This window comes from Flavobacterium sp. I-STPP5a (assembly GCF_009764685.1).
Classification (GTDB): Bacteria; Bacteroidota; Bacteroidia; order Flavobacteriales; family Flavobacteriaceae; genus Flavobacterium.
Window position 1 is genome coordinate 17,393 of record NZ_VHLM01000030.1, and the last position, 22,820, is coordinate 40,212.

At 32.3% G+C, this 22,820-nt stretch carries 25 protein-coding genes; 9 read left to right on the forward strand and 16 right to left on the reverse strand.

Features of this window, described 5'->3' with window-relative positions; genetic code table 11:
• Nucleotides 1-2 precede the first annotated feature (2 nt).
• Together FJV36_RS06575 and FJV36_RS06580 are read right to left on the reverse strand one after the other, a co-directional pair.
• A complete protein-coding gene (locus tag FJV36_RS06575) occupies nt 3-761 on the reverse strand; it encodes a hypothetical protein (RefSeq protein ID WP_158730423.1) in 759 nt (252 codons plus the stop codon).
• 159 nt (nt 762-920) lie between these two features.
• Entirely contained in the window at nt 921-1,820 is a 900-nt protein-coding gene (locus tag FJV36_RS06580) for a site-specific DNA-methyltransferase (protein WP_158730424.1), read from the reverse strand.
• Between the two features lie 111 nt (nt 1,821-1,931).
• Between FJV36_RS06580 and FJV36_RS06585 the strand changes: the two genes are divergently transcribed.
• From FJV36_RS06585 to FJV36_RS06595, 3 genes are read left to right on the forward strand one after another with little or no spacing between them, the layout of a single operon-like run.
• Nucleotides 1,932-2,150 carry a helix-turn-helix domain-containing protein gene (locus FJV36_RS06585; protein ID WP_158730426.1) on the forward strand — a complete coding sequence of 73 codons (219 nt, stop codon included), beginning with the start codon at nt 1,932-1,934 and terminating at the stop codon, nt 2,148-2,150.
• Nucleotides 2,143-2,652, forward strand: coding sequence for a DNA adenine methylase (locus FJV36_RS06590; protein WP_158730427.1), 510 nt, complete (start codon nt 2,143-2,145; stop codon nt 2,650-2,652). Before FJV36_RS06585 ends, FJV36_RS06590 begins: the two co-directional genes overlap by 8 nt.
• A gap of 3 nt (nt 2,653-2,655) precedes the next feature.
• Nucleotides 2,656-3,174, forward strand: coding sequence for a hypothetical protein (locus tag FJV36_RS06595; protein ID WP_158730429.1), 519 nt, complete (start codon nt 2,656-2,658; stop codon nt 3,172-3,174).
• Between the two features lie 10 nt (nt 3,175-3,184).
• Here FJV36_RS06595 and FJV36_RS06600 read toward each other — a convergent pair whose 3' ends face one another.
• Nucleotides 3,185-4,081, reverse strand: coding sequence for a DNA adenine methylase (locus FJV36_RS06600; RefSeq protein WP_158730430.1), 897 nt, complete (start codon nt 4,079-4,081; stop codon nt 3,185-3,187).
• Between the two features lie 314 nt (nt 4,082-4,395).
• Here FJV36_RS06600 and FJV36_RS06605 point away from each other — a divergent pair, with 314 nt between their 5' ends.
• Entirely contained in the window at nt 4,396-4,686 is a 291-nt protein-coding gene (locus FJV36_RS06605; protein WP_158730431.1) for a hypothetical protein, read from the forward strand.
• Between the two features lie 147 nt (nt 4,687-4,833).
• Here FJV36_RS06605 and FJV36_RS06610 read toward each other — a convergent pair whose 3' ends face one another.
• The 13 genes from FJV36_RS06610 to FJV36_RS16330 form a co-directional block, all read right to left on the reverse strand.
• Nucleotides 4,834-5,415: a super-infection exclusion protein B gene (locus tag FJV36_RS06610; RefSeq protein ID WP_158980936.1), complete on the reverse strand. Its 582-nt coding sequence runs from the start codon at nt 5,413-5,415 to the stop codon at nt 4,834-4,836.
• Between the two features lie 10 nt (nt 5,416-5,425).
• On the reverse strand, nt 5,426-5,935 hold the full coding sequence (locus tag FJV36_RS06615) for a hypothetical protein (RefSeq protein ID WP_158730433.1): 510 nt from the start codon (nt 5,933-5,935) through the stop codon (nt 5,426-5,428).
• Between the two features lie 175 nt (nt 5,936-6,110).
• Nucleotides 6,111-6,656, reverse strand: a complete 546-nt coding sequence (locus tag FJV36_RS06620; RefSeq protein WP_158730434.1) for a hypothetical protein — start codon at nt 6,654-6,656, stop codon at nt 6,111-6,113.
• A gap of 219 nt (nt 6,657-6,875) precedes the next feature.
• Nucleotides 6,876-8,015 carry a restriction endonuclease gene (locus tag FJV36_RS06625; protein WP_158980938.1) on the reverse strand — a complete coding sequence of 380 codons (1,140 nt, stop codon included), beginning with the start codon at nt 8,013-8,015 and terminating at the stop codon, nt 6,876-6,878.
• Nucleotides 8,012-9,235 carry a DNA cytosine methyltransferase gene (locus tag FJV36_RS06630; protein ID WP_233264939.1) on the reverse strand — a complete coding sequence of 408 codons (1,224 nt, stop codon included), beginning with the start codon at nt 9,233-9,235 and terminating at the stop codon, nt 8,012-8,014. Before FJV36_RS06630 ends, FJV36_RS06625 begins: the two co-directional genes overlap by 4 nt.
• Nucleotides 9,236-9,940: 705 nt before the next feature.
• Complete coding sequence (locus FJV36_RS06635) at nt 9,941-10,213, reverse strand: hypothetical protein (RefSeq protein WP_158980940.1); 273 nt, start codon at nt 10,211-10,213, stop codon at nt 9,941-9,943.
• Nucleotides 10,214-10,481: 268 nt separating this feature from the next.
• Nucleotides 10,482-10,970: a hypothetical protein gene (locus FJV36_RS06640; protein ID WP_158980942.1), complete on the reverse strand. Its 489-nt coding sequence runs from the start codon at nt 10,968-10,970 to the stop codon at nt 10,482-10,484.
• A 173-nt stretch (nt 10,971-11,143) separates the two neighbouring features.
• A complete protein-coding gene (bla, locus tag FJV36_RS06645) occupies nt 11,144-12,025 on the reverse strand; it encodes a class A beta-lactamase, subclass A2 (protein ID WP_158730437.1) in 882 nt (293 codons plus the stop codon).
• Nucleotides 12,026-12,033: 8 nt separating this feature from the next.
• Nucleotides 12,034-13,089 carry a serine hydrolase gene (locus FJV36_RS06650; RefSeq protein WP_158730438.1) on the reverse strand — a complete coding sequence of 352 codons (1,056 nt, stop codon included), beginning with the start codon at nt 13,087-13,089 and terminating at the stop codon, nt 12,034-12,036.
• A 170-nt stretch (nt 13,090-13,259) separates the two neighbouring features.
• Nucleotides 13,260-14,303, reverse strand: a complete 1,044-nt coding sequence (gene xerA / locus FJV36_RS06655; protein WP_086453919.1) for a site-specific tyrosine recombinase/integron integrase — start codon at nt 14,301-14,303, stop codon at nt 13,260-13,262.
• A 308-nt stretch (nt 14,304-14,611) separates the two neighbouring features.
• Nucleotides 14,612-15,994 carry an NAD-dependent succinate-semialdehyde dehydrogenase gene (locus tag FJV36_RS06660; RefSeq protein WP_158730440.1) on the reverse strand — a complete coding sequence of 461 codons (1,383 nt, stop codon included), beginning with the start codon at nt 15,992-15,994 and terminating at the stop codon, nt 14,612-14,614.
• Nucleotides 15,995-16,147: 153 nt separating this feature from the next.
• Nucleotides 16,148-16,327 carry a hypothetical protein gene (locus tag FJV36_RS06665; protein WP_158730441.1) on the reverse strand — a complete coding sequence of 60 codons (180 nt, stop codon included), beginning with the start codon at nt 16,325-16,327 and terminating at the stop codon, nt 16,148-16,150.
• 12 nt (nt 16,328-16,339) lie between these two features.
• Complete coding sequence (locus FJV36_RS16330) at nt 16,340-16,510, reverse strand: hypothetical protein (protein ID WP_199250938.1); 171 nt, start codon at nt 16,508-16,510, stop codon at nt 16,340-16,342.
• A 198-nt stretch (nt 16,511-16,708) separates the two neighbouring features.
• On the opposite strand from FJV36_RS16330, the gene tgt reads away from it, so the two are divergent.
• The 5 genes from tgt to dnaB all read left to right on the forward strand — a co-directional run bounded on the left by tgt (nt 16,709) and on the right by dnaB (nt 22,640).
• On the forward strand, nt 16,709-17,839 hold the full coding sequence (gene tgt / locus FJV36_RS06670) for a tRNA guanosine(34) transglycosylase Tgt (RefSeq protein ID WP_158730442.1): 1,131 nt from the start codon (nt 16,709-16,711) through the stop codon (nt 17,837-17,839).
• A gap of 73 nt (nt 17,840-17,912) precedes the next feature.
• On the forward strand, nt 17,913-19,001 hold the full coding sequence (locus tag FJV36_RS06675; RefSeq protein WP_158730444.1) for an LptF/LptG family permease: 1,089 nt from the start codon (nt 17,913-17,915) through the stop codon (nt 18,999-19,001).
• On the forward strand, nt 18,988-19,875 hold the full coding sequence (locus FJV36_RS06680; protein WP_158730445.1) for a DMT family transporter: 888 nt from the start codon (nt 18,988-18,990) through the stop codon (nt 19,873-19,875). The genes FJV36_RS06675 and FJV36_RS06680 overlap by 14 nt, the downstream gene beginning before the upstream one ends.
• A gap of 115 nt (nt 19,876-19,990) precedes the next feature.
• Nucleotides 19,991-20,944: an acetyl-CoA carboxylase carboxyltransferase subunit alpha gene (locus FJV36_RS06685; RefSeq protein ID WP_158730447.1), complete on the forward strand. Its 954-nt coding sequence runs from the start codon at nt 19,991-19,993 to the stop codon at nt 20,942-20,944.
• A gap of 151 nt (nt 20,945-21,095) precedes the next feature.
• Nucleotides 21,096-22,640 carry a replicative DNA helicase gene (gene dnaB / locus FJV36_RS06690; RefSeq protein WP_158730449.1) on the forward strand — a complete coding sequence of 515 codons (1,545 nt, stop codon included), beginning with the start codon at nt 21,096-21,098 and terminating at the stop codon, nt 22,638-22,640.
• The last annotated feature ends 180 nt before the right edge of the window (nt 22,641-22,820 follow it).

Sequence of the window (22,820 nt, forward strand, 5' to 3'; positions counted from 1 at the left end):
AATTATTCTTCTTCTTTTTTCGCTTCTATTACTCTTACAAGATCCTTTTCTCCTTTTACTTTTGTTATTATTGTTTCTTTATTTGTAGTATCGTCAACTTTGTGATTTTCAGATTTATACATGTAAAATTGATTTTTATATCGGATATCTTTATTCTTGAAATAATATTGGTCGTATTCACAACATCCATTATATTCAGTTGTAACTATTTCTTTGTTTATTGTATCAAAAGTAGAATTTGCATAATCATTAAAAACAGATTCCTTTATTTCGTCTAAAGTATTGTTATGAAAATCTGCATTTTCAATGACTTCGAAAATGCGATACACTTTTCTGTCAAAATCTAAAAGTCCAGTTTCTGAAATAATTAATTCTTTGCTTTTGTCAAAATTTACATCTTCAAAGAAAAAAGGGTCTTTTTCAGCATTAAATTTTCTTTGAATATATTTTGGAGTAAAGCTCTTAACAAATTCATTATTCATTTTTAAGTTTGGAATTGTAATGTCAATTGAAAAGTTTGTGAAATTTGCGTAAAATGTTTTCCCATCCTTTTTCAATTCTAAAATTGCTGGACCTACTATATTTTCAATATCATTTGATGCTATTTTATTTGGTATCCATAATATTTTTACTTTATACCCATTAACTAAATTCAAATATTCAATTGTTATTTGTGGAGTTTTGTTTAACTTTTCTGTGTCAAGGTTCTGACTTTGACAACTTTTTGTAAAAAGTAATAGTAATAGTAAACTGTATTTCATTGTTTTTTCTTTTAGCCGGTTCGAGAGCATTGCAGGTAACGTTCTCGCGCTACAAGCAGTTTGGGATTAAATTAAGCCATATCTTCGGATTTGCCAAATCTTACAAATACAAACCAATTTTTCCATTAAGCCAAATACCCAAATTGCTTGTAGCGTGTGTTAGCCGATCGCCCCTTTTTTCTCAAGGTTTAGTTCTGTTTTATATTCAGTTTTTGGTTCTTCAACAAGTAATAAATTAAATTCATTTTTGTCGTTGAAACCACCAACTTTTTGTTTATACGTTGCCGAAGTTTTAGGGTTTTCTATTTCAATTTTTCGGTTTTTGCTGATAGTCAAAAATTCTTCTTCTTGGTCAATTCCTAAAAATCTTCTGTTTGCCAAATTGGCTGCGATTCCTGTTGTTGAACTACCTGTAAATGGGTCTAAAATCCAAGCATTTGGCTTTGTCGAAGCCAAAATAAGTCTTGTTAAAACCGACAAAGGTTTTTGTGTTGGATGTTTTCCACAAGATTTTTCCCAAGGTGCAATTGCTGGCAATTTCCAAACATCTTTCATTTGTTTGTCGCCATTAAGTTTTTTCATTAATTCATAATTGAAGTAGTGAGGAACTTTTTCACTTTTCCTTGCCCAAATTATTTGCTCTGTCGAATATGTGAAATATCTACACGAAAAATTTGGTGGTGGATTTGATTTTTCCCAAGTAATTACATTAAGAATTTTAAAACCTAATTCATTGAGTATTTGACCAACGGAAAAAATATTGTGCATTGTTCCACTAATCCATATTGTTGCATCATCTTTCATTTTGTCACGAACCAATGAAAGCCATTTTCTATTAAAGTCATTTATATATTCAAATCCTTCAGATTTGTCCCATTTTCCTTTATTAACACTTACAATTTTTCCGCTCTGAATAGAAAGCCCATTGTTTGACAAAAAGTATGGTGGATCGGCGAAAACCATATCAAACTTATGGTCAAATTGAGGCAAAAGATCCATTGTATCGCCGTGAAGAAGATAAAAATCTTTGTCGCCTGATTTAAAATATGGGTTTATCATAAAAAATATTTTGTGTCAGCTAATTTAGAACATAATATTTACATTACAATATTAATGAAATGATACTTATTGTATGTGGTCTATGAGTTTTATTTTAATGAATTTTAACAAATGAAAAGTGAACTTTTAATCCATTTTGGAGAACGTATCAGAGAGCTTCGTAAAGAAAGAAATTGGTCTCAAGAAACTCTTGCTGAAGGAACAGGATTTCATAGAACTTATATTGGAATGATAGAACGAGGAGAAAGAAATCTATCATTATTAAACATCCAAATATTTGCGAAGACTTTTAAAATAACCCTTCAAGAACTATTTAATTTTTATGAATGAAATTGATTTAACCACGAAAGATTTTCCTTTTGACAGAACTGAATTAAGAAAAAGTATTATAAATATTTTTTTAGATGAATTACCTGGAACAGGAAAAGGAGATTTGTGTAGCAAGTATGAGTATATAGTTTATAAAGGAAATAACAATGAAGTTTATTTAAAACGACCAGCTCAATTCAACAACGGATTTGATTTTACAATTCACGTTAAAGGAATTAATTTCAATCCTAACCGCTATACAACACGTCCGACACATCAAAATATTTTTGATGATTTGAAAAATAAAAAAATAGAAGATCCAAAAATGTATGAGGATTTAATGATAGAGATTGAAAATATTTTTAACGTCCTTTCATTTGATTTAACTAATATAAATTTTACTTCAGGAATTCCCACTGATATTTTGTGCGAAACAATAAAATGGCTTTTTGTTGAGCAAGATGTAACATATTGGAATTTTTCAGGAAGAAATATGTTTTATAATGGAATTTTAGAAATTTAAAAAATGAGAAAATTTAATACTGTTGGTGGAGGAGCGAGAACAAATGTGAATGGTTTGGAATTTGAAGCAAGAACGCATTTGTATGAAGCAATCGAAAAACATCCTGACTTTATTGTTGATGGAAATGAGATCAAAAAGAATAATATAACAGTTGCGTATTACTATGAAAAAAATAGTTTGTACAAGAAATTATTAGAAGTTAAAGGTGTAAAATATAATGAAATCATTTCAAAAAAATTACTACCTGACGGAGCTATTTTGGTAGATAATACTTTATATATAATTGAGAAAAAATTTCAAAATGGTGCTGGTTCTGTTGATGAGAAATTGCAAACTTGTGACTTTAAAAGAAAGCAATATCTCAAATTATTCCTGCCTATAGGAATTAATGTTCAATTTTATTATGTTTTAAATGATTGGTTTAATAAACCATCATATCAAGATGTATTTGATTATATTAGAAGTGTTGGATGTGATTATTTTTTTGAGGAACTTCCTTTGAATAGAATTGGTTTAGAATAATTTTATTGTTTTAAAAGTTGGCAATTAAAAGTTCTGTTAATTTTCCTCTTTTTTCTGGATTCGCATTTATACTTCTTCTTGCATTTACTCTTTGAATGTTGAAATCAGAATATAAGTCGTCAAAGAAATTATCATTTTTGTCTTTCCCTTTCACATCTGAATTGCTTAAAATCCAAGTGTGGTTTAAAGCGTCCAATTTTGAGCAAAAATCTTTTAGGCGAATTTGTTCGCTGTCATTAAATTCATCTTTTGCATACGAATTAAAACTTGAAGTTTCACTTAAAGGCTTGTAAGGTGGATCAAAGTAAAAAAGAGAATTTTCTTTTGAATGATGTAAAGTTACTTCATAATCGCCACAAAGAATTTCAACTTTTTGCAAAGCATTACTTACTGCAAAAATATTTTCTTTGTCGCAAATGGTTGGTTTTTTGTAACCGCCCATTGGAACATTGTACAAATTTTTACTATTCACTCGATATAAGCCATTAAAGCAAGTACGATTTAGAAAAATAAACAAAGCGGCTTGTCCGCTTTGTTCTTCTTTTCTTGTGTTGTATAATTCTCTTTTTTGGTAATAATAGAGTTTTTTGTTTTCTTCATTACCCTCCAAAGAATGAAATTCATTTTGTAAAATTTCAAGTATTGAAATTAGTTCGTTTGGATTTGAAGCAATAGTTTTATAAGTGTTTATTAAGTCTTCGTTGATGTCGTTTATTACAGCCTTTTCAAGTTTTGGAAAATTGTTAAGCATCCAAAATAAAACCGCACCGCTTCCAACAAATGGCTCAATGTATGTAAATTTTTCTTTTGTGATTTCAGTCGGCAAAGTCCGTTCGATGTCGTTTATTAACTGGGTTTTTCCACCTGCCCACTTCAAAAACGGTTTTGCAATTTTAATATTTGTCATTCTAATTTAATTCAGTTTTACGTTTCAAATTTACAATATTTTTCCGTCTTAAAAGTCTGTTTGGAAGTCGATTTTTGTCCGAATGTTAAATTTTTAGTATGTTCGTTTTGGGGTGTCGGCTAACGTCTTGGCACTACAGCGGGTTTGGGACTAAATTAAGCCCTATTTTCGGATTTGCCAAATCATCCCAAGTACAAAACCATCTTTCCATTTAGCCAAATGCCCAAATCCGTTGTAGTGGCTGTTGGCAAATCGGCTTTTCGGTCTAACTTTCACACCGATTTTTAAGTGAAAGTGTTTTAAAATTAATTATTATGATTTCAGGTAAAGCTAAAGAACTATTTTTAAAATGGTTTAAAGAAGAAAAAGAACTAACAGGGTTTGAAAGTAAACCGATATTAACTCAAATTTTTGCATTGAGTGAATGGCTTAAAATTCAAGGATATGCAATATCAACAAAATCAAGTTACTATAATTCAGAATATTCGGCTACGGTTTCTTTTAACGAAGGCGATATTAGCACTGGCGGACTTGACACTTTGGAAAATGCTTTGATAAAAGCTATCGAAATTTCAGTTGATGAATTTAACGATAGATTCTCATAAGCTGTTTGCCAACGTTCCCACGCTTGGCGTCAGTTGCGAGCTTCGGAACTGATTATTTTCCACTAAGATAATATTTCTTGCGAAACGTTAACGTGAATTTACCACAAAATTCGCAATTGCGCCAAACGTGTGTTGGCAGATGTTTTTTTATCTCCACCTTTCATTTGTCCAATTAGGTCGGCTATCAATTATCTTTCGTTTTTCTTCTTCTGTTGGATTTGGTATATAATTTACATCTTCATTTGTAATTATTTTGTCAATGTAATTTGACATCGAAACAGGAAAGTCCATTCCAATGGTACTAATCATATTACCATTTAAAGATGAATTTAATATAAGTATATTTTTGTGAAGTAATCGTGCTACGATTTCATCATCTATAGGCATAGATATTGAATTTTGTCCGCGAAGAAAAAACTCTCTTAAAACGGCTTTTTCTTTATGATCTAATCTTTTTATATTTTCTTGATATTCTTTTTTAAGCTTATTGTACTTGATTTTATAGTCAACTTTTTTAAAACACCAAATTAAAAAATTGACAATTACCAATATTGTCGAAAACAGAAATACTAATCCAATATATTCTGCAAAATGTTCAAATTTATCTAGCCTTAATTTTTTAATAATTTCATCATTTGAGAATAAAAAAATACCAGATGTTACTGAAATAACAATAAAGAATTTAGTAGGTAGTTTTGAAAAATCAAAGAAAGATTTGAAGAAGTCCATATTGTGTGTTTTACCAGTTACCTTTATATTTAATTTTATCTTCCCAAGATTTTCTGTTAAATGCACATTCAACAGTTTTTCTTATAGTTTCTGCATCTTCTTTCGTTATGTCAATTTGATAAAATGTTGTTCGTGTATCAATTCTGATTGTTTTAATAATCTCATTTCTTAATAATTTTTCATTTGTTCCATTATTTATGATTAGTCCAGTATAACCATCACAATTATATTGAAAAACATAATTTGCAGTTTTTATTCTTTTCTCATTTTCAAATAATATGTAAATAGGTTGATAATCATCAATACAACCTTCTCTCGTTTTAAAAATAATTTTTGGATAAGAACCTTTTCGAGTACCAGCAATAACTGTCAGGCTAAACTTTTCAAAATTTAAAGTTTCTGATGATATTGTTGTCTTTTCAGTTACTTCATCGTTTGTAACTGTCATTTCTTCACAAGTTTGTTGACCAAGACAAATTGAATTTATTAAAATCACAATAATTAAAGAAAGTTTTTTCATAAGTAATATTTTCGTTGTTTTTCGGCAAAATATCTGCCAACGTTCCCACGCTTTGCGAGGTTGCGAGCTTCGTAACCGAGTATTTTCTGTTACTACTAAATTTCTTGCGAAAGATAAACGTGATTTTACCACATAATTCGCAATCTCGCAAAACGTGTGTTGGCAGATGTTTTTCTTATTTCACAAGTGTTGTTATTAATTCTTCAAATTTACCTGTTGATTTTCCATTAAAAGTTAAATTTCTTGCTGGACTGTATTGAGAACCTGCAATAAATGAAGTTGCATCTATATTTGTTAGATTTACATTTACAATTGTTTTGCCATTTCCATTATCTTTAATTCGGATATTCCATTCGCCTGTAATTTTCTCAGGTTTTACAGATTGATTATAACCTGAATAAGTAATTTTTTCAATTACAACTGATGCGTTTGGATTTTCAAGTTTTCCTGTTTTGTCTTCAAAACTATAATCATTAATAAATGAAGTTTTTTCAGAAATTATTAGTCCACTACTTTTATCAATTAATTTTATTGATAAACCTTTAGTTGCAAATAAATCTATGATATTTGTCCAAACTTGTTCAAACTTTTTGTCAGATACAACTTCATAAGGTTTGTCCAAATATGTTCCTTTCAAAGGTAAAGGTTGTAAAGTCATACAACTTGTAAGTAAAAGACTTGATGCAAATAAAAATACAGTTTTTAAAATAATTTTTTTCATTTTTTTGATTTTAGATTTATAATTAAGTTTTGTTTAAAGTTCATTTTTTCGTCATTTTCGGTCAAAATATCTGCCAACGTCTCGTGGCTTGGCGATGTGGCGGATTAAGGAAGCCTAAACTTTCGGTTTAAGACTGACTTTGCAAGTACAAAACCAACTTCAAATTAAGCCCTAAACCCGCCATATTGCCAAACCGCTGTTACCTGATGTGCTAATTTTTTATTCAGTTTCGTTATTAAATTCGGTATATGTGTTCGTTTTCATAATGTCAATTTTGAAATCTCCGTTTTTGTCTTTTGTAATTATTACGCTATCAAAACCTAATTTGTCTAACTTTTCCATCGTTGCTAATTCGCCTTCTTTTAACTGCAAAACTCTACGCAATAACCAATCAGACAATGCTTTGTTCGGATTTGTCATCAATGCTTTCGAGTTTTCTTGACAAACTTTTGCAGTAAAAACTTCACCCGTTGGTATTTGTAAGTTAAAATCTTTGTCACGTTTTGGAAAGAAATTTGGATATTTTCTATGCAATTCCGCAGGAATTGGAATGTAAATTTCGCCAAAATCTCGTTTTCTTCCGTTTGCATTCCACTGATTTAAACCGCTACGTTCAAAAATAAATTTCTCTTTTTTCTGAATTCCGTAAAGTGGCAAAATCACATAATTTTCACCTTTTACAAGTTTGTCGGTTGCAGTTTTTAAATTTTTGTTTTCTTCAAAAAGTTCAAGCAACAAAGAATATGGGTCTTCAATTATCTCAATTGGTAATCTAAACGCATTTTGTGGAATTATAAACTTTCTAAAAAGTGTACTTTTTGAATAATTAAATGAATATAAATTGTTTCCATCTTCAAATTGTAAACTTGCTTTGTTGTCTTTTACAGAATGAATATTAGCAACATCAATGATGTTGTAATCGGTTTCATAAAGCAATAATTCTTTTTCTTTTCGTGCAACAATATGATAAAGTGAGTTTTCAATATTGTAAACACGATTAGCTAAATTTATTCTGTCATTTCTAAATTCGCCAAGTTTTAAAGCTAATTCTTTGCCTTTAAAATCCTTTAATGTTCTTGATAATGAATTAAATTCCGCTACTTTTTCTGTGCTTGAATTTCCATTACAAACAAAAGTTTTCAGACCAACTCCAACAGAATTATAATTTGCATCAAAAGCTGTGTCTGAACGTGATAAATTTCCTGCATCAAAACTTCTACAAAAAATATTCTCCGCAACACGATAATTTATGAAAGGAACAGAACTTTCACTAAATAAACCCGAAAGTTTTGAAACTGCTGAAAGCAGTTTCAAATAATTTCCGTTTTTTTCGATGTCAATTTCTGCGAATGATTTCATAAAACATTTATGATTTCGTTACTAATTCGCTCAATTAAAGTTGTAGTTACAGAATTTCCTGCTTGCATATATAATTTACTATTTGCCAAATTTGGCAAAATATAATTTTCTGGATAACCTTGAAACAAAAAACATTCTTTTGGAGTTAATTTTCTAATCCCAAAATCGTCTTTTATTAATGGAACATTGTGTCCGCCTGTTCCCATATTTGCAGTCAAAGTAGGGCAAACATTACTTTTGTTTTCTCGTGCGTAAACTCTACGCCATTGATAAACTGTGTCTTTTGAAACCATTGCTTTTTCCAATTCAGGATAATATTGATGGTCTTTTTGATAATATAAATTGTCTGCTTGTTTTCCTTTTTCCAAAATATCGTGAATAGTTTTTGTCAATTTAATTTCCGAAGGAAATTTAAAATCAGCATAGTTTTCAACTTGATTTGGGTCAAATGCAACTATAAAAATTCGTTCTCGATTTTGAGGAACATTTGCGTGTGTCATTGAGTTCAAAATTTTTGTAAAAACTTTGTAACCTAATTTGTCTTCTAAAACTGAAATAATTGTTTTGAATGTATTTCCGTTATCGTGAGAAACTAAATTTTTTACATTTTCCAAAAACACAACTTTTGGTTTGTGTTTAACAACGATTTGTTCAATGTCAAAAAACAGAGTTCCTCTTGTATCAGCAAAACCTTTTTGATTTCCTGCAATCGAAAATGCTTGGCAAGGAAAACCTGCACACAAAATATCAAATTCTTGTGGAATATAATTTTTAACACGTTCTTTTGTAATGTCGCCAAATGGAATTTCTCCAAAATTTACTCTGTAAGTTTTTTGAGCAGCAATTTCCCATTCGCTTGTAAACACACATTTTCCTCCAACATTTTGCATTGCTAAACGAAAACCTCCAATTCCTGCAAAAAGGTCAATAAATTTGAAAGTATAATTTTGTGGAGTTGGAAACGGAACGTTTTCAACTTCAAAAAGTAGTTGTTGCAAAGCATCTTCTGCAACAATATTTATTTGTTCTTCAACTTGTTTATATTCAACAAAGTTGTTTAAAACTTTAACAGCATCTTTTTTATAATGCTTTGAAACTCCGTTGCGATAATTGTGTAAATAGTGCGTAATTAATGCTTTGTCGTATGGTTCAACAAGTTTTATTTGATAGTTTTTACCATCAAATTCTTCAATACTTATTTTCTCTTTAACTGCTGTCAATTTACTTTTATTTATCGTTTTAGCAAAATTACAATTTAATTTTTAAAATTCGTAAATAAAATATTTCTCGTTTCCGATTTCGTTCTGGCGAAGCAGCATATCAGGTAACGTTCCCTTGCTACACGAGGTTTGGGATTAAGAATTCGTAATCTTTCGGTTAATGACTAATTTTCCAAATACAAGACCATTTTTAAATTAAGCCAAATACCCAAATCTCGTGTAGCAAGTGTTATAAGGCGGTTTTATTGACGGTTTCGTGTTTTTTATTGATTCTAAAACAAAGCTCGTTAAAAATAACGAGCGATGTCTAAATAAAGATAATAACTAAGTCTAGCTTAATTATTTTTTGGCTTCGCATACAATTAAGTATACAAATGCTAAAGCAATAATTGTTTCCATGTTGTCGCAACATTAAAAGTTAAACTTAGATTATCTCAGTAGGCGAGACGCCTTAAAAAAAACCTCGTTTGTAACGTAAGCGAGGTTTTAACCGCAATTAAAATCTAATTGTAATGTTGATTATTTTATCATTTTCGGTTTCGCTTCCGCACCGTTTTAAAGTCGGAAACAATTTTAAAATTAAATATTATGTCAATTTCAAAAGAAACAATAAAAGAAGCTAATACATATCTTTTAAGAATAAATAAACTTCTAAAAAAAGCAGAAAAAATAAATAAAAAACTCAGTCATTTTGATCTCGAAATATTAATCGTTAAAATCGGAAGATATGCTTCTCATAAACTTTAAATAGTAATCATTTCGTATAGTTGTCAATTCTTCCAAATCGCTTTCGGAAAGATTGTTTTCTTTTATAAACTTATCAGATATTTCAGTTATAATGTCTTTTACTTTTTGGTCGTTTTCAATTACGTAATTACTTCTATTAATCATCCCTTTAATAGTAGGGTCTCCGTTATAAGGATTTGAATTAGCGATTTTTGAAATTTCGGACTGTAATAATTCTTTTATTCTTTCCATTTTTAAATTTTCTGTTGTTTTTCGGTTCTTCTAAACTGCCTTATAACGTTCCCTTGCTACAAGATGTTTGGGATTAAAAAAGCCTAAATCTTCGGTTATACACTAAAAATTCAAGTACAAGACCGTTTTTAAATTGAGCCAAATACCCAAATATATTGTAGCAAGTGTTAGGCATTCGGTTCTTTATTTATTACAATTTTCGGTTTAGTTTCTGCACCGTTTTAAAGTCAGAAACACAATTTAAAATTATTTATTATGTCAAATTTATTTAAGTCGGTTTTATGCAAAATAAAAAATTACTTGTATCGAAGTAAACACCAAAAAAATGCAGAATATTCAGAATGCTATCGATGGCAACAACAACTGCTCCAAAAACCAACCAAAGATTTAACCGAAGAAGAGAAACGGCTTGTTTCTGCTGTTCGCTCTTCAGAGCGTCATACTCGTTTTCTTTTCTTTGGGCTTCCAACGTCGCTTGATGATAACCACCATTTTTGATAAAGAACATTCCTTCAAAAGAAATGTAATAATAATTATCAGTTCTAGGAGAATTAAATATAGGATCAGTTGTGTTTTTAGAATTTTGATTTACATAACCATCTTTTACTAATTTAAGTAAAGCCGAATAAAATGTAGAATTATCAATATCTTTTAAAAAATCTGATTTTTTATTTGCATCATTTTTAATAAAAGCAAATGTGTCGTGTTCAGTAATTAAAAGATATTTTAATATTTCGTCTAATATTTTTAGTTCCATAACTTAATTATTTTTATCTGCGTCAGTTCGGTTGAACTGATGCCTAACGTTATGCCACTTAGCGAGGTTGTGGACTTTTGAAAACGAGTACTTTCGGTTGAACGTAAACGTCATTAATAACGGCAATTCCACTAGACCCACAATCTTGCTAAATGGCGGTTGGTGGCAGTTTTTTACTTTTCAGTATAGTAATTCCAAGTCACTTTTGATATGTTTGCAATTATTTCTTCTCCGTCTTTAAATATTTCGGTAGTGTTATGTACAAAAACTGAAATAATTAATCGATTTCCATTTGGTAGTTTGACAATCCCAATGTCATTTATTGCTCCGGTCATTCCTGCTTCATTTGTAAAAGAACTACCTGTTCTATGAGCAACCTCCGTCTTTGATGGCAATTTTCCTTTAATTCTATTTTGTCCTACCGATGTTGCCACCATTGTTTCATAAAGAAATTTAGTAGACTTCTTTGTCAATAGTTTCTTTTCAAGAAAACGATTTAATAGTTGATTTGAAAAATTTGGTGTTATTGTATTTAGAAATTGTGCATCCCAATTTTTGTGCATTCCCTCTTCATCATTTTTTATAATAAAATCCGAATTGCATATAAAATTATCAACGGTCTTTACGCCTCCCACAAGGCGAATTAATATGTCGCATAAATTATTATCGCTTAATGAAACAGTCCATTCTAAAGCCTCTTTAAGAGAAATGGATATATCTCCGTTTGGATATCTTTCTTTGAATGGACTCCAAGTATCTCCTAGCAACTCGTGTTTTTTGATAAAAAGTTTTTGGTTTAATGAAAGTTCACCTTTATCAATTTTATTTAAAACGGTTAAAGCAACATGAAATTTAAAAGCACTAAGCATTGGATATTGTTTGTTTCCATTAAAGCTCAAAGTGTCTCCATTTTCTAAATTCAAGATTGAAATACCTACGTCGGCTTTTTTAGATGAAATAATTTGATTAATTTCTTTACGTAGTTCATCGGTATTTTGGGCGAAAGATTGAACTGAAAGAATGTAAAGACAGGTGAATAATAGCAATTTTTTCATAAATAAATCTATTTCAAAAGGTTACTTTCTTTAACTATTTTTCTAATTTCCTGCTCGAAATAATAAGCAATTTCAAAGTTTTCATTGGCTTGATTTTCCATCACTACTACACTTGTTTTGGTTTTTGGGTAATATAAATTTACTGCAGTAAATCCTTCGCTGGGATGAAAACCAGTATGTCCAATTTCGTAGATGTCGGCTTTATCATTAATTCGCAAACCATAACCGTAACCAATAGGATTTTCACTAAAAAGTTGATGTTTGTTAGTGATAGAATAATTAGTCATCAGTTTGTAAGTGGCTGGTTTTAATAGTTTTCCATTATGCAAACATTCGTTCCATTTGGCTAAATCTGATGCGGTAACAATTAAATGACTTCCCCAATACTTGTCAGGTGTAAAGCTGATTTTTTCAAATTGCGTTATCGTTCCATCTTTTTTTATAAGGTGTCCTTTGGTCAAAAAAATACTATTGGTTTTGTTCGGATAATAGCTATTGTTCATTTTACATTTCTTAAATAATGCCGTTACTAACGTTTCAAAACTTTTTCCACTTTGCTTTTCCAAAACCATTCCAGCGACATAATAACCAACGTTAGAGTAGTTGAATTCTGTACCTGGTTTAAATTTCAAAGGCTTGTCCATACTTTCGCTGTACAAACCCGAAGTATTGTTAAGTAATTGATGAACAGAAACGGTGTCTGCCCAAGAATATTTTAAATCGGGTAAATATTTACGAATAGGTGTCTGCAAATCAATCGTTCCTTTTTCAACTTCTTGTAAGATAAGCGTAGCCGTAAATTGTTTTGCTATCGACATTGTAGAGAATTTGTCGTCGATTTTCAAAGGTGTTTTTTTGTTTAAATCAGCAAATCCGTATGCTTTAGCATATTTCAATTTTCCGTTTTGTTGAATGTAAACTACTCCGTTAAAATCTCTCGGATTTTTAGTTTTTAGTAAACTGTCAATTTTTGTGACGTAGTTGTCTTTTTGTTGTGCTGATAAATTGCAACTTGTAAATAGAATTGTTGTTGCAAGTATTGTTAGTCTAAAAAATTGTTTCATTTATGTTCTAATAATTGTTTAATATTAATGTTTGTCCTGTGTTTACGGTTCGGCAAAATTGCCACCAACTTGTATATATGCGAAGCAAACCTTCGTGTGTACACCCAAATTTGGGTAGATTGGCGAAGGTTTGTTTCGCTTTTTGTTTTTTCAAATATAGTAAATTTCTCTTATAAATCATCAAACGGACTTTTAATTTGTTGCAAACTTTTCGTACTTACGTGCGTGTAAATTTCGGTAGTTTTACTGCTGCTATGCCCTAGTAATTCTTGAATGTAGCGTAAATCGGTACCACTTTCTAGTAAGTGTGTAGCAAAACTATGTCGCAACCAGTGCAAAGTGGCGGGCTTTGTTATTCCTGCTTTTTTAAGTGCCTGTTTCAATATCAGTTGTAAACTTCTGGCATCATAGGGTTGACCTTTGATTTGTCCTTCAAATAAGTACTTCATGGGTTTGTGCATGATATAATATTCCCGAAGCATTTCTAAAATTTTGGGCGACAATGGGGCAATGCGATCTTTTTGACCTTTAGCTTTTTTAAGTAAAACCAAGTTTCTTTTGGAATCGATATGAACGGGTTGCAGTGCTAATAATTCACCACAGCGCAAGCCACAACTATAAATCAAGGAAAGCATTGTTTTGTGTTTGAGGTTGCTGTGGGCATTCAAAATTAGTTTTACTTCTTCTTTGCTTAATACATTGGGTAATACTTTGGCGCGTTTTGGTCTATGTATTTTGTCAATGTCAATTTTAGTGTCCATTACTATTTTAAAAAAGAGTTTGATGGCGTTTACAATTTGGTTTTGATAGGATTCAGACAGGTTTTTATGTAGGATGTAATTGTTATTGAATAGGATTACATCATTATTGTCAATGTCGGGGATGTTTTTTTCTGGAAAAAAGAGCAAAAATGTTTTTAGGGCCTCAGAGTAGGTGGTTATGGTGTTTTGGCTATACCTTTTGGATTGCAGCCATTGTTTGAATTTTTCTAAATAATGAATTGCTTCTAGAGAAATTTGCTGTGTGGGGTCTGCTTGAATTTGAAACTGGATTCGGTTTTCAATAGTATCGGGTATGTGCCACAGTTTTTTTTGTTGGCTCCATCTAGCGCCGCTTATTTGCTTGACTTGTTGAATAAGATCTGGGTTTTTTTCAAAATAGAGAGCAATTCTATTTTCGTCTTTATGTTTTAAGGGTGCTGCTTTCCAGTTCATTGTGTCTCTTTTTTGGGGTTTAAAGATACAATTTTTTTAAGATTTTTACTCCATCTTGTAGAATTAAGGAGCGTCTTTTTTTTGTGTAAGGGATGATCCCGAGACTTCGGGAGGTATCCTTGTAGTGTAACGGAAAGATAAAGCCGAAAGCCCGACCCGAAGTTTTTACGTAGGGGTACACCCAAAAGGAATTGAATGCTATTTTGTGGGAATGTAGTGTAGGAAGGTGTTTTTTGATTTGGATTTTGTTTTTTTACCAGTACCAAAAAAAATCCCACCGAAGTGGGACTCTTAAAATGTGGATTGATTTATAAGATTTCGGTTTCTGAAACGGCATGAATTAATTTTTTATTTACAAATTCATCCATCCCCAATGCAGAAAGTTCTCTACCATAACCTGATCTTTTTGTTCCGCCAAAGGGTAAACTTTCGTTTGATTTTGTGGGTTGATTGATGAAAACCATTCCAGAATCGATTTGTTTGGCCATATTTTTTGCTCTTTCCATGTCTTTTGAAAAAATGGAACTTCCTAAACCAAATCGAGTAGCATTGGCCAATTCAATGGCTTCTTCATCATTTTTTACGCGGTAAAAACTGGCTACGGGACCAAATAATTCTTCTTGATACGCGAGCATATCTGGTTTTAAATGTGTTAAGATGGTAGGTTGCATGAAAGCGCCTTTTAAATTTGCTTGCTTTCCACCAGTAACAACCGTTGCACCTTGTTTTATGGTGGTGTTTACTTGGTCTAATAAGGTGTCTAGGGCATCTTGACTGGATAATGGCCCCAGTTGTGTTTCTTTGTCCATGGGATCGCCCAGTTTTAAGGCTTCCATTTTTTGAGTGAATTTTTCTAAAAATTCATCGGCTACTTGCTCTAAAACGATAAATCTTTTTGAAGCCACGCAGCTTTGTCCGTTATTGATCATTCGGCCTTTAATTGCTAAGTCGGTTGCACGGTCAATATCGGCATCTTCCAAAACAATAAACGGATCATTTCCGCCCAGTTCTAGTACTGATTTTTTAATGTTTTTCCCAGCAAATTGTGCAAGTGATGCGCCTGCTTTTTCACTTCCGGTTAAACAAGCACCTTGAATTTTTGGGTTTTCAATTAGTTTCTCAATCTTTTTGGAAGATAAAAACAAGTTGGTGTATAAACCTTTTGGAGCTTGTATTTCAGTAAAAATATCTTGAAATGCTTGTGCACATTGCGGCACGTTTGAGGAATGTTTGAGTACAATGGTATTACCAATCATTAAATTTGGAGCAACAACGCGGGCAACTTGATAGAAAGGAAAATTCCAAGGTTCAACTGCAAGAATAACACCAATAGGTGCTTTGGTCAAAACGGCTTCGCCTACTGCAGTAGTTATTTTTTGATCGGCTAAAAATTCAGCACCATTTTTGGCATAATATTCAAAAATATTGGCGCAATATTCAATTTCATATTCTGATTGTCCAATTAATTTCCCCATTTCGGTGGTGATCATTTCAGATAATTCTTTCTTTTTTGATCGAAAGGTGGCAGCAATTTTATGTAGTAATGCTGCACGCTCTTCGTAGCTTGTTTTTTTCCAGTCTAAGTAAGCGTCATGTGCATTGTCAATTGCTTGTTCTAAATGGGAATCTGTAATTTCGTCAAACGTTTTTAGCGTTTCTAAAGTATATGGATTAACGGATTTGATAGCCATAATTATGTTTTTAAGGGATTATTTGGTGTCGCTTTCGCTGTAAAAATTATTTTCTTCGTCTTCACTGCCCACTTGTTCTTGAGCGTCATCCAATTCTGAACCGGGAATGTCTAAATCACTTCCAATTCCTTGTGTTGGCAGCGCATTTTCGTCTCAAAGTTCTGGTTTATTTTCTAATTTCTTATTATTCGGAATCGCATCTATATCCATTTCTTTGTCTTGGTCCAATTGAACAAAAATATCTTCGGTGGCTGGATACTCTAATTTTTCCAGGTTTTTCTCAATAGTGCTTTTAGAACTTTCGGCAGCAACCTTAGTGGAATCCTTTTTCATGATTTCTATGTTTTATTTTTTTGTAATTCGGCTAATAATCCAAACGATCACTGCTATTAAGGCAATGACTATAAATATGCCCACTCCCATTCCTGCTTTAAAGATACCTTCTACTACCGAGCAACTTGTAAAAAAGAATGAAATTGGAACTAACGGAATGATTTTTTTGAGTACCGTTTGCATGATTTTAGGGTGTTTAAATACTACTCCAAAGATCAGTATTTTTTACTTTAAGAGTGTTACAGCATTTCTTAATTAAGTTGTAATATTCTTGTCATAAGTGCTATTATTCATTCAAAATAAGAAATCAGTATTAAAAAAGCAGAATTAGGTATTCCCAAATTGTAATTCTGTTATCTTTGCCAACAGTAAAAAAGTTATATGAAGTTTGATTTATTAAAAAATGATCCGCTATCTAAGGCCAGAGCGGGAACAATTACAACAGATCACGGTGTGATTGAAACGCCAATTTTTATGCCTGTAGGTACTGTGGCCTCTGTAAAAGGAGTACACCAAAGGGAATTAAAAAACGATATTAATCCAGATATTATTCTGGGAAATACCTATCACTTATACTTGCGTCCGCAAACTGAAATTCTTGAAAAAGCAGGTGGTTTGCATAAGTTTATGAACTGGGATCGCAATATTTTGACTGATTCTGGTGGGTACCAAGTATATTCTTTGAGTGCCAATAGAAAAATTAAGGAAGAGGGAGTTAAGTTTAAATCCCACATTGATGGTTCTTACCATTTTTTTACGCCTGAGAATGTTATGGAAATTCAGCGAACTATAGGTGCTGATATCATCATGGCATTTGATGAGTGTACACCTTATCCTTGTGATTACAATTATGCCAAGCGCTCTATGAAAATGACGCACCGCTGGCTAGACCGTTGTATCAATCACCTGGATAAGCTTCCGTTTAAATATGGGTATGAGCAAACTTTTTTCCCAATTGTTCAAGGAAGTACGTATAAAGATTTACGAAGACAATCAGCAGAATATATTGCCAATTCTAACCAACAAGGTAATGCCATAGGCGGTTTATCTGTAGGGGAACCAGCTGAGGAAATGTACGCCATGACCGAAGTAGTGTGTGAAATATTACCTGAGGATAAACCAAGATATTTAATGGGTGTGGGAACGCCAATTAACATTCTTGAAAATATTGCGTTGGGTATTGACATGTTTGATTGTGTGATGCCTACACGTAACGCCCGTAACGGAATGTTGTTTACGGCTCATGGTACCATAAACATTAAAAATAAAAAATGGGAAGCTGATTTTTCAGTCATTGATGAAATGGGAATCACCTTTGTAGATACAGAATATACGAAAGCGTATTTGCGTCACCTTTTTGCAGCAAATGAGTACTTAGGAAAACAAATTGCTACCATTCACAATCTTGGATTTTACATGTGGTTAGTGCGCGAGGCTAGAAAACACATCTTAGCAGGAGACTTTAAACCTTGGAAAGAGATGATGGTTAAAAACATGAGCCAACGACTATAAAATAATTATGAATTATAAATTATGAATTATCATGTAGTTCATAATTTATAATTTATAATTCATAATTTAAATTATGCTTACAATAATAGACAAATACATTCTTAAAAGATATTTAGCCACATTTGCGGTTATGTTGTTGTTGTTTATTCCAATAGGGATTGTGGTGGATGTATCTGAGAAGATTAATAAAATGCTTGAAAACAAGGTTCCTATTCTTGAAATAGCGCTTTACTATTACAATTTTACGGTTTATTTTGCCAATTCTCTTTTTCCTATATTTTTGTTTTTATCGGTGATTTGGTTTACCTCAAAACTTGCCAATGATACTGAGATTATAGCTATACTGAGTTCGGGTATTTCCTTTACCCGATTTTTGAGGCCTTACATTATGGGTGCTTTTATAGTGTCTCTATTTGTACTGTTGATGGGATTTTTTGTGGTACCATCTGCTAGTGAAGGCTTCAATAATTTTAGGTACATGTACTTAAGAGGAGGCGGTAAAGAGGCCATGAGAGGTGATAATACCGATGTGTACAGGCAAATAAATGATACCGATTTTATTTATGTAAACAGTTTTAATACCGATACCAAGACGGCTTTTAATTTTTCACTAGAGCGTTTTAAAAACGATAAACTGGTACATAAAATTACAGCGAGTAGAATTACTTGGAACCCAAAAGACAGTACCTACTCTATGTATGATTATACTAAAAGAACAGTAGGCCCACTGAATGATGTCATTATAAAACTCCCAGAAAAGAAAGCCGTTTTTGAATTTGACTTAGAGGATTTAACCCCTGTAGTGTATATAGCGGAGACCTTAAGTTTAGGTAAACTGAATGCTTTTATAGACAAAGAACGCGAGCGAGGTTCTTCAAACATAAATGTATATCTCGTAGTATTGTATAAAAAATATAGTGTACCCATTTCAGCATTTATTTTAACCATTATTGCAGTCGCTGTTTCTTCTATGAAACGAAGAGGAGGCATGGGAACCAATCTAGCCATAGGAATTGCAATTGCTTTTTCATTTGTATTTTTTGATAAAATCTTTGGGGTACTAGCAGAGAAGTCCAGTATTCCGCCATTACTAGCCGTATGGCTGCCCAATATTGTTTTTGGAATATTAGCCATTTATTTACTACGCAATGCAAAACGATAATTTAAAAAGTTATTTAAACCTCCATTTAATTGTTTTTATCTGGGGTTTCACTGCCATTTTGGGCGCTTTAATTACTATATCTGCTGATGCATTGGTATGGTTCAGGATGTTATTTGCAGGGATTTTTATAGCCGCTTTTTTAGTGATTTCAAAAAAATCTTTTAAAGTTCCGGTAAAGTCATTATTGAAATTAATGTTTGTTGGACTTTTAATCGCCTTGCATTGGATCTTTTTCTTTAAAGCCATTCATGTCTCAAATGTATCCATAACATTATCGGTGTTTTCACTAGGTGCTTTTTTTGCATCCATATTGGAGCCCTTGTTTTACGGTAGAAAAGTTTTATGGTACGAAGTTTTTTTTGGACTCATCATCATAGCGGGGTTAGCCTTAATTATGCAAGTAGAAATCAACTATCTTGATGGGATGCTGTATGCACTTGTGTCAATATTGCTAGGTGTTTTATTTACCTTGATGAACGGTAAATTAATCGCTAATCATGATCCTTCGGTTATTTCTTTTTATGAGTTTGTAGCTGGAGTTGGATTTATATCTGCCTACTTTTTTATAGAAGGAAAGTTTACAGCCGCTTTTTTTGAAATGACAGTAAACAACTGGATTCTAATATTAATACTTGCCTCAGTGTGTACCGCTTATGCTTTTACCGCCTCGGTTAAAGTAATGCAAAAACTCACGCCTTATACCGTGATGCTTACCACAAATTTAGAGCCTGTTTACGGGATAATCTTGGCTTATTTTATTTTGGGTGGCAAAGAAAAAATGAGTTTTGAGTTTTACATTGGCGCCATAATAATTGTCATTACTGTGATACTTAATGGAGTGATCAAACACTACCAGAAATCCAAAACAGCATAGCTTTTGGCATGCTTTAGGAATCAAAATTTTTCACATAAATAGTAAATTAACCTTTTTGAACGATTTAAAATTTTATATTTGCTGTTCGAAATAAAAACAAAAACGCAAAAATCCTATGGAATATTTAGATTTTGAGCTTCCAATAAAAGAACTTGAAGAGCAATTGGACAAATGTCTTATTATTGGTGAAGAATCAGATGTTGATGTAACGAATACTTGCAAACAAATCAGCAAGAAACTAGAAGAAACTAAAAAGAATATTTATAAAAATTTAACGGCTTGGCAACGTGTTCAGCTATCTAGACACCCAAATAGGCCTTATGTTTTAGAGCATATTACGAATCTTACCAAAGGTACTTTTTTAGAGCTTTTTGGAGATAGAGGGTTTAAGGACGACAAAGCCATGATAGGTGGTTTGGGGCAAATTAATGGACAATCATTCATGTTTGTTGGTCAACAAAAAGGGATCAATACTAAAATGCGTCAGTTTCGTAATTTCGGGATGGCAAATCCAGAAGGTTATAGAAAAGCGTTGCGCTTGATGAAAATGGCCGAGAAATTTGGTATCCCAGTAGTGACACTTATTGATACTCCGGGAGCTTATCCAGGACTTGAGGCCGAAGAGCGCGGACAAGGAGAAGCTATTGCGAGAAACATTTTTGAGATGATTAACTTGAAAGTGCCAATTATTACTATTATTGTAGGTGAAGGTGCTTCAGGTGGCGCATTAGGAATAGGAGTAGGGGACAAGGTATACATGATGGAAAACACATGGTACTCGGTTATTTCGCCAGAATCTTGTTCGTCTATTTTATGGAAAAGTTGGGAGTACAAGGAACAAGCCGCCGATGCTTTGAAACTGACTTCAGCTGATATGAAGAGGCAAAAATTAGTTGATGATATCATACCAGAACCGCTAGGTGGAGCTCATTATGATAAAGAAACTACCTTTAAAACAGTAGAGCAGTATATCTTAAAAGGCTATAATGAACTGAAAGACTTATCAACAGCTGATCTTATAGCTCAGAGAATGGAGAAATACAGTAAAATGGGAGAGTTTAAAGAATAAAATCTTATAAATTTATAGTTCATCCGTCTCGTACTAAAACCTAGGTCGAGACGGATTTTTTTTGGGTTATGAACAAAAAATAGTTGGTTATCAACATTTTTTTGTAACAACTCATCACTGATTTTTTTTAAATTTATGTTACTTTCGCGTTATGGAAAATTTCAGAAATATTAATCCTGTAAAGGTTGATAAAAGCACAATAATAAGCTTAGAAAAAGGAAAATTGCAGCCTCAAGTACTTGAACTAGAGGAAGCTGTTCTAGGCGCAATGATGATTGATAAAAAAGGGGTTGATGATGTAATTGATATTTTGCAACCTGATGCTTTTTACAAAGAAGCACACAAGCATATTTTTGAAGCCATCGTTCAATTGTTTACTGAGACACAACCTATAGATTTATTGACGGTATCGGCTCAGCTGAAGAAAAACGCAAAACTAGAGTTGGCCGGTGGCGATTTTTATTTAATCCAGCTTACGCAAAAGATATCCTCATCAGCACATATTGAATTTCACTCTAGAATTATACTTCAAAAATTTATTCAACGAAGTTTAATTCGGATTTCAACTGAAATTATTGAAGATTCTTATGATGAAACTACAGATGTTTTTGATTTATTAGATAGAGCTGAATCTAAGCTTTATGAAGTTACTCAAGGAAACATAAAACGAAGTTCAGAAACAGCACAAAGTCTTGTACTGCAAGCCAAAAAACGTATTGAAGAAATTGCAGGTCAAGAGGGATTAAGTGGTGTAGCCACTGGTTTTGATAAGCTAGACAAAATTACTTCAGGATGGCAGCCAAGTGATTTAATTATTATTGCTGCAAGACCTGCTATGGGAAAAACAGCATTTGTATTGTCAATGGCTAGGAATATGGCTATTGATTTTAAAATGCCGGTTGCCTTATTTTCTTTAGAGATGGCATCGGTGCAATTAATTACACGTTTAATTTCATCCGAGACTGGATTATCATCTGAAAAATTGCGTACAGGTAAATTAGAAAAACACGAGTGGGAGCAATTAAGTACCAAAGTTAAAAATTTAGAAAAAGCACCTCTTTTTATAGATGATACTCCTTCGCTTTCCATTTTTGATTTACGTGCCAAAGCAAGACGTTTGGTATCGCAACACGGAATTCGAATCATAATTGTAGATTATTTGCAATTAATGACTGCAGGAGGTAGTGGTAAAGGTGGCGGAAACAGAGAGCAAGAAATATCTACTATTTCCCGAAATTTAAAAGCATTGGCTAAGGAGTTGAACGTTCCCGTTATTGCGCTTTCTCAACTTTCGCGTGCGGTAGAAACCCGTGGTTCTAGTAAACGTCCGTTACTGTCTGATTTACGTGAATCTGGAGCTATTGAGCAGGATGCTGATATTGTATCCTTCTTGTACCGTCCGGAGTATTATAAAATTGACGAATGGGATGATGACGAAGCTTCGCCAACCACAGGTCAAGCCGAAATCATGATTGCAAAACACCGTAATGGTAGTATAGAAAACGTGAGACTTAAGTTTATAGGGCATTTAGGTAAATTTGACAACTTGGAGGATTATAGTGGCGGCTATGATGATTTGCCTTCTAGTATGAACCAAGACGACAATCCTTTTGTTACAAAAAATTTGCCATCAGCTAATGAAGCTTTTGGAAGTAATTTTAATGATGATGAAGATGATAGTGATGTACCCTTTTAATGGTGTATCGTAAGTATATAAAAATGCCCTCAAATGAATATTTTTGAGGGCATTTTTTTTGGTAAAATTATCATTACATTATTAATGAAATTATAATGTTCTTTTTTGAAAAAAAATAAATATCTTAGCACTGCTTATTTAATACAGTAAGTACTATAAACTAACTTATAAAAAAACAAT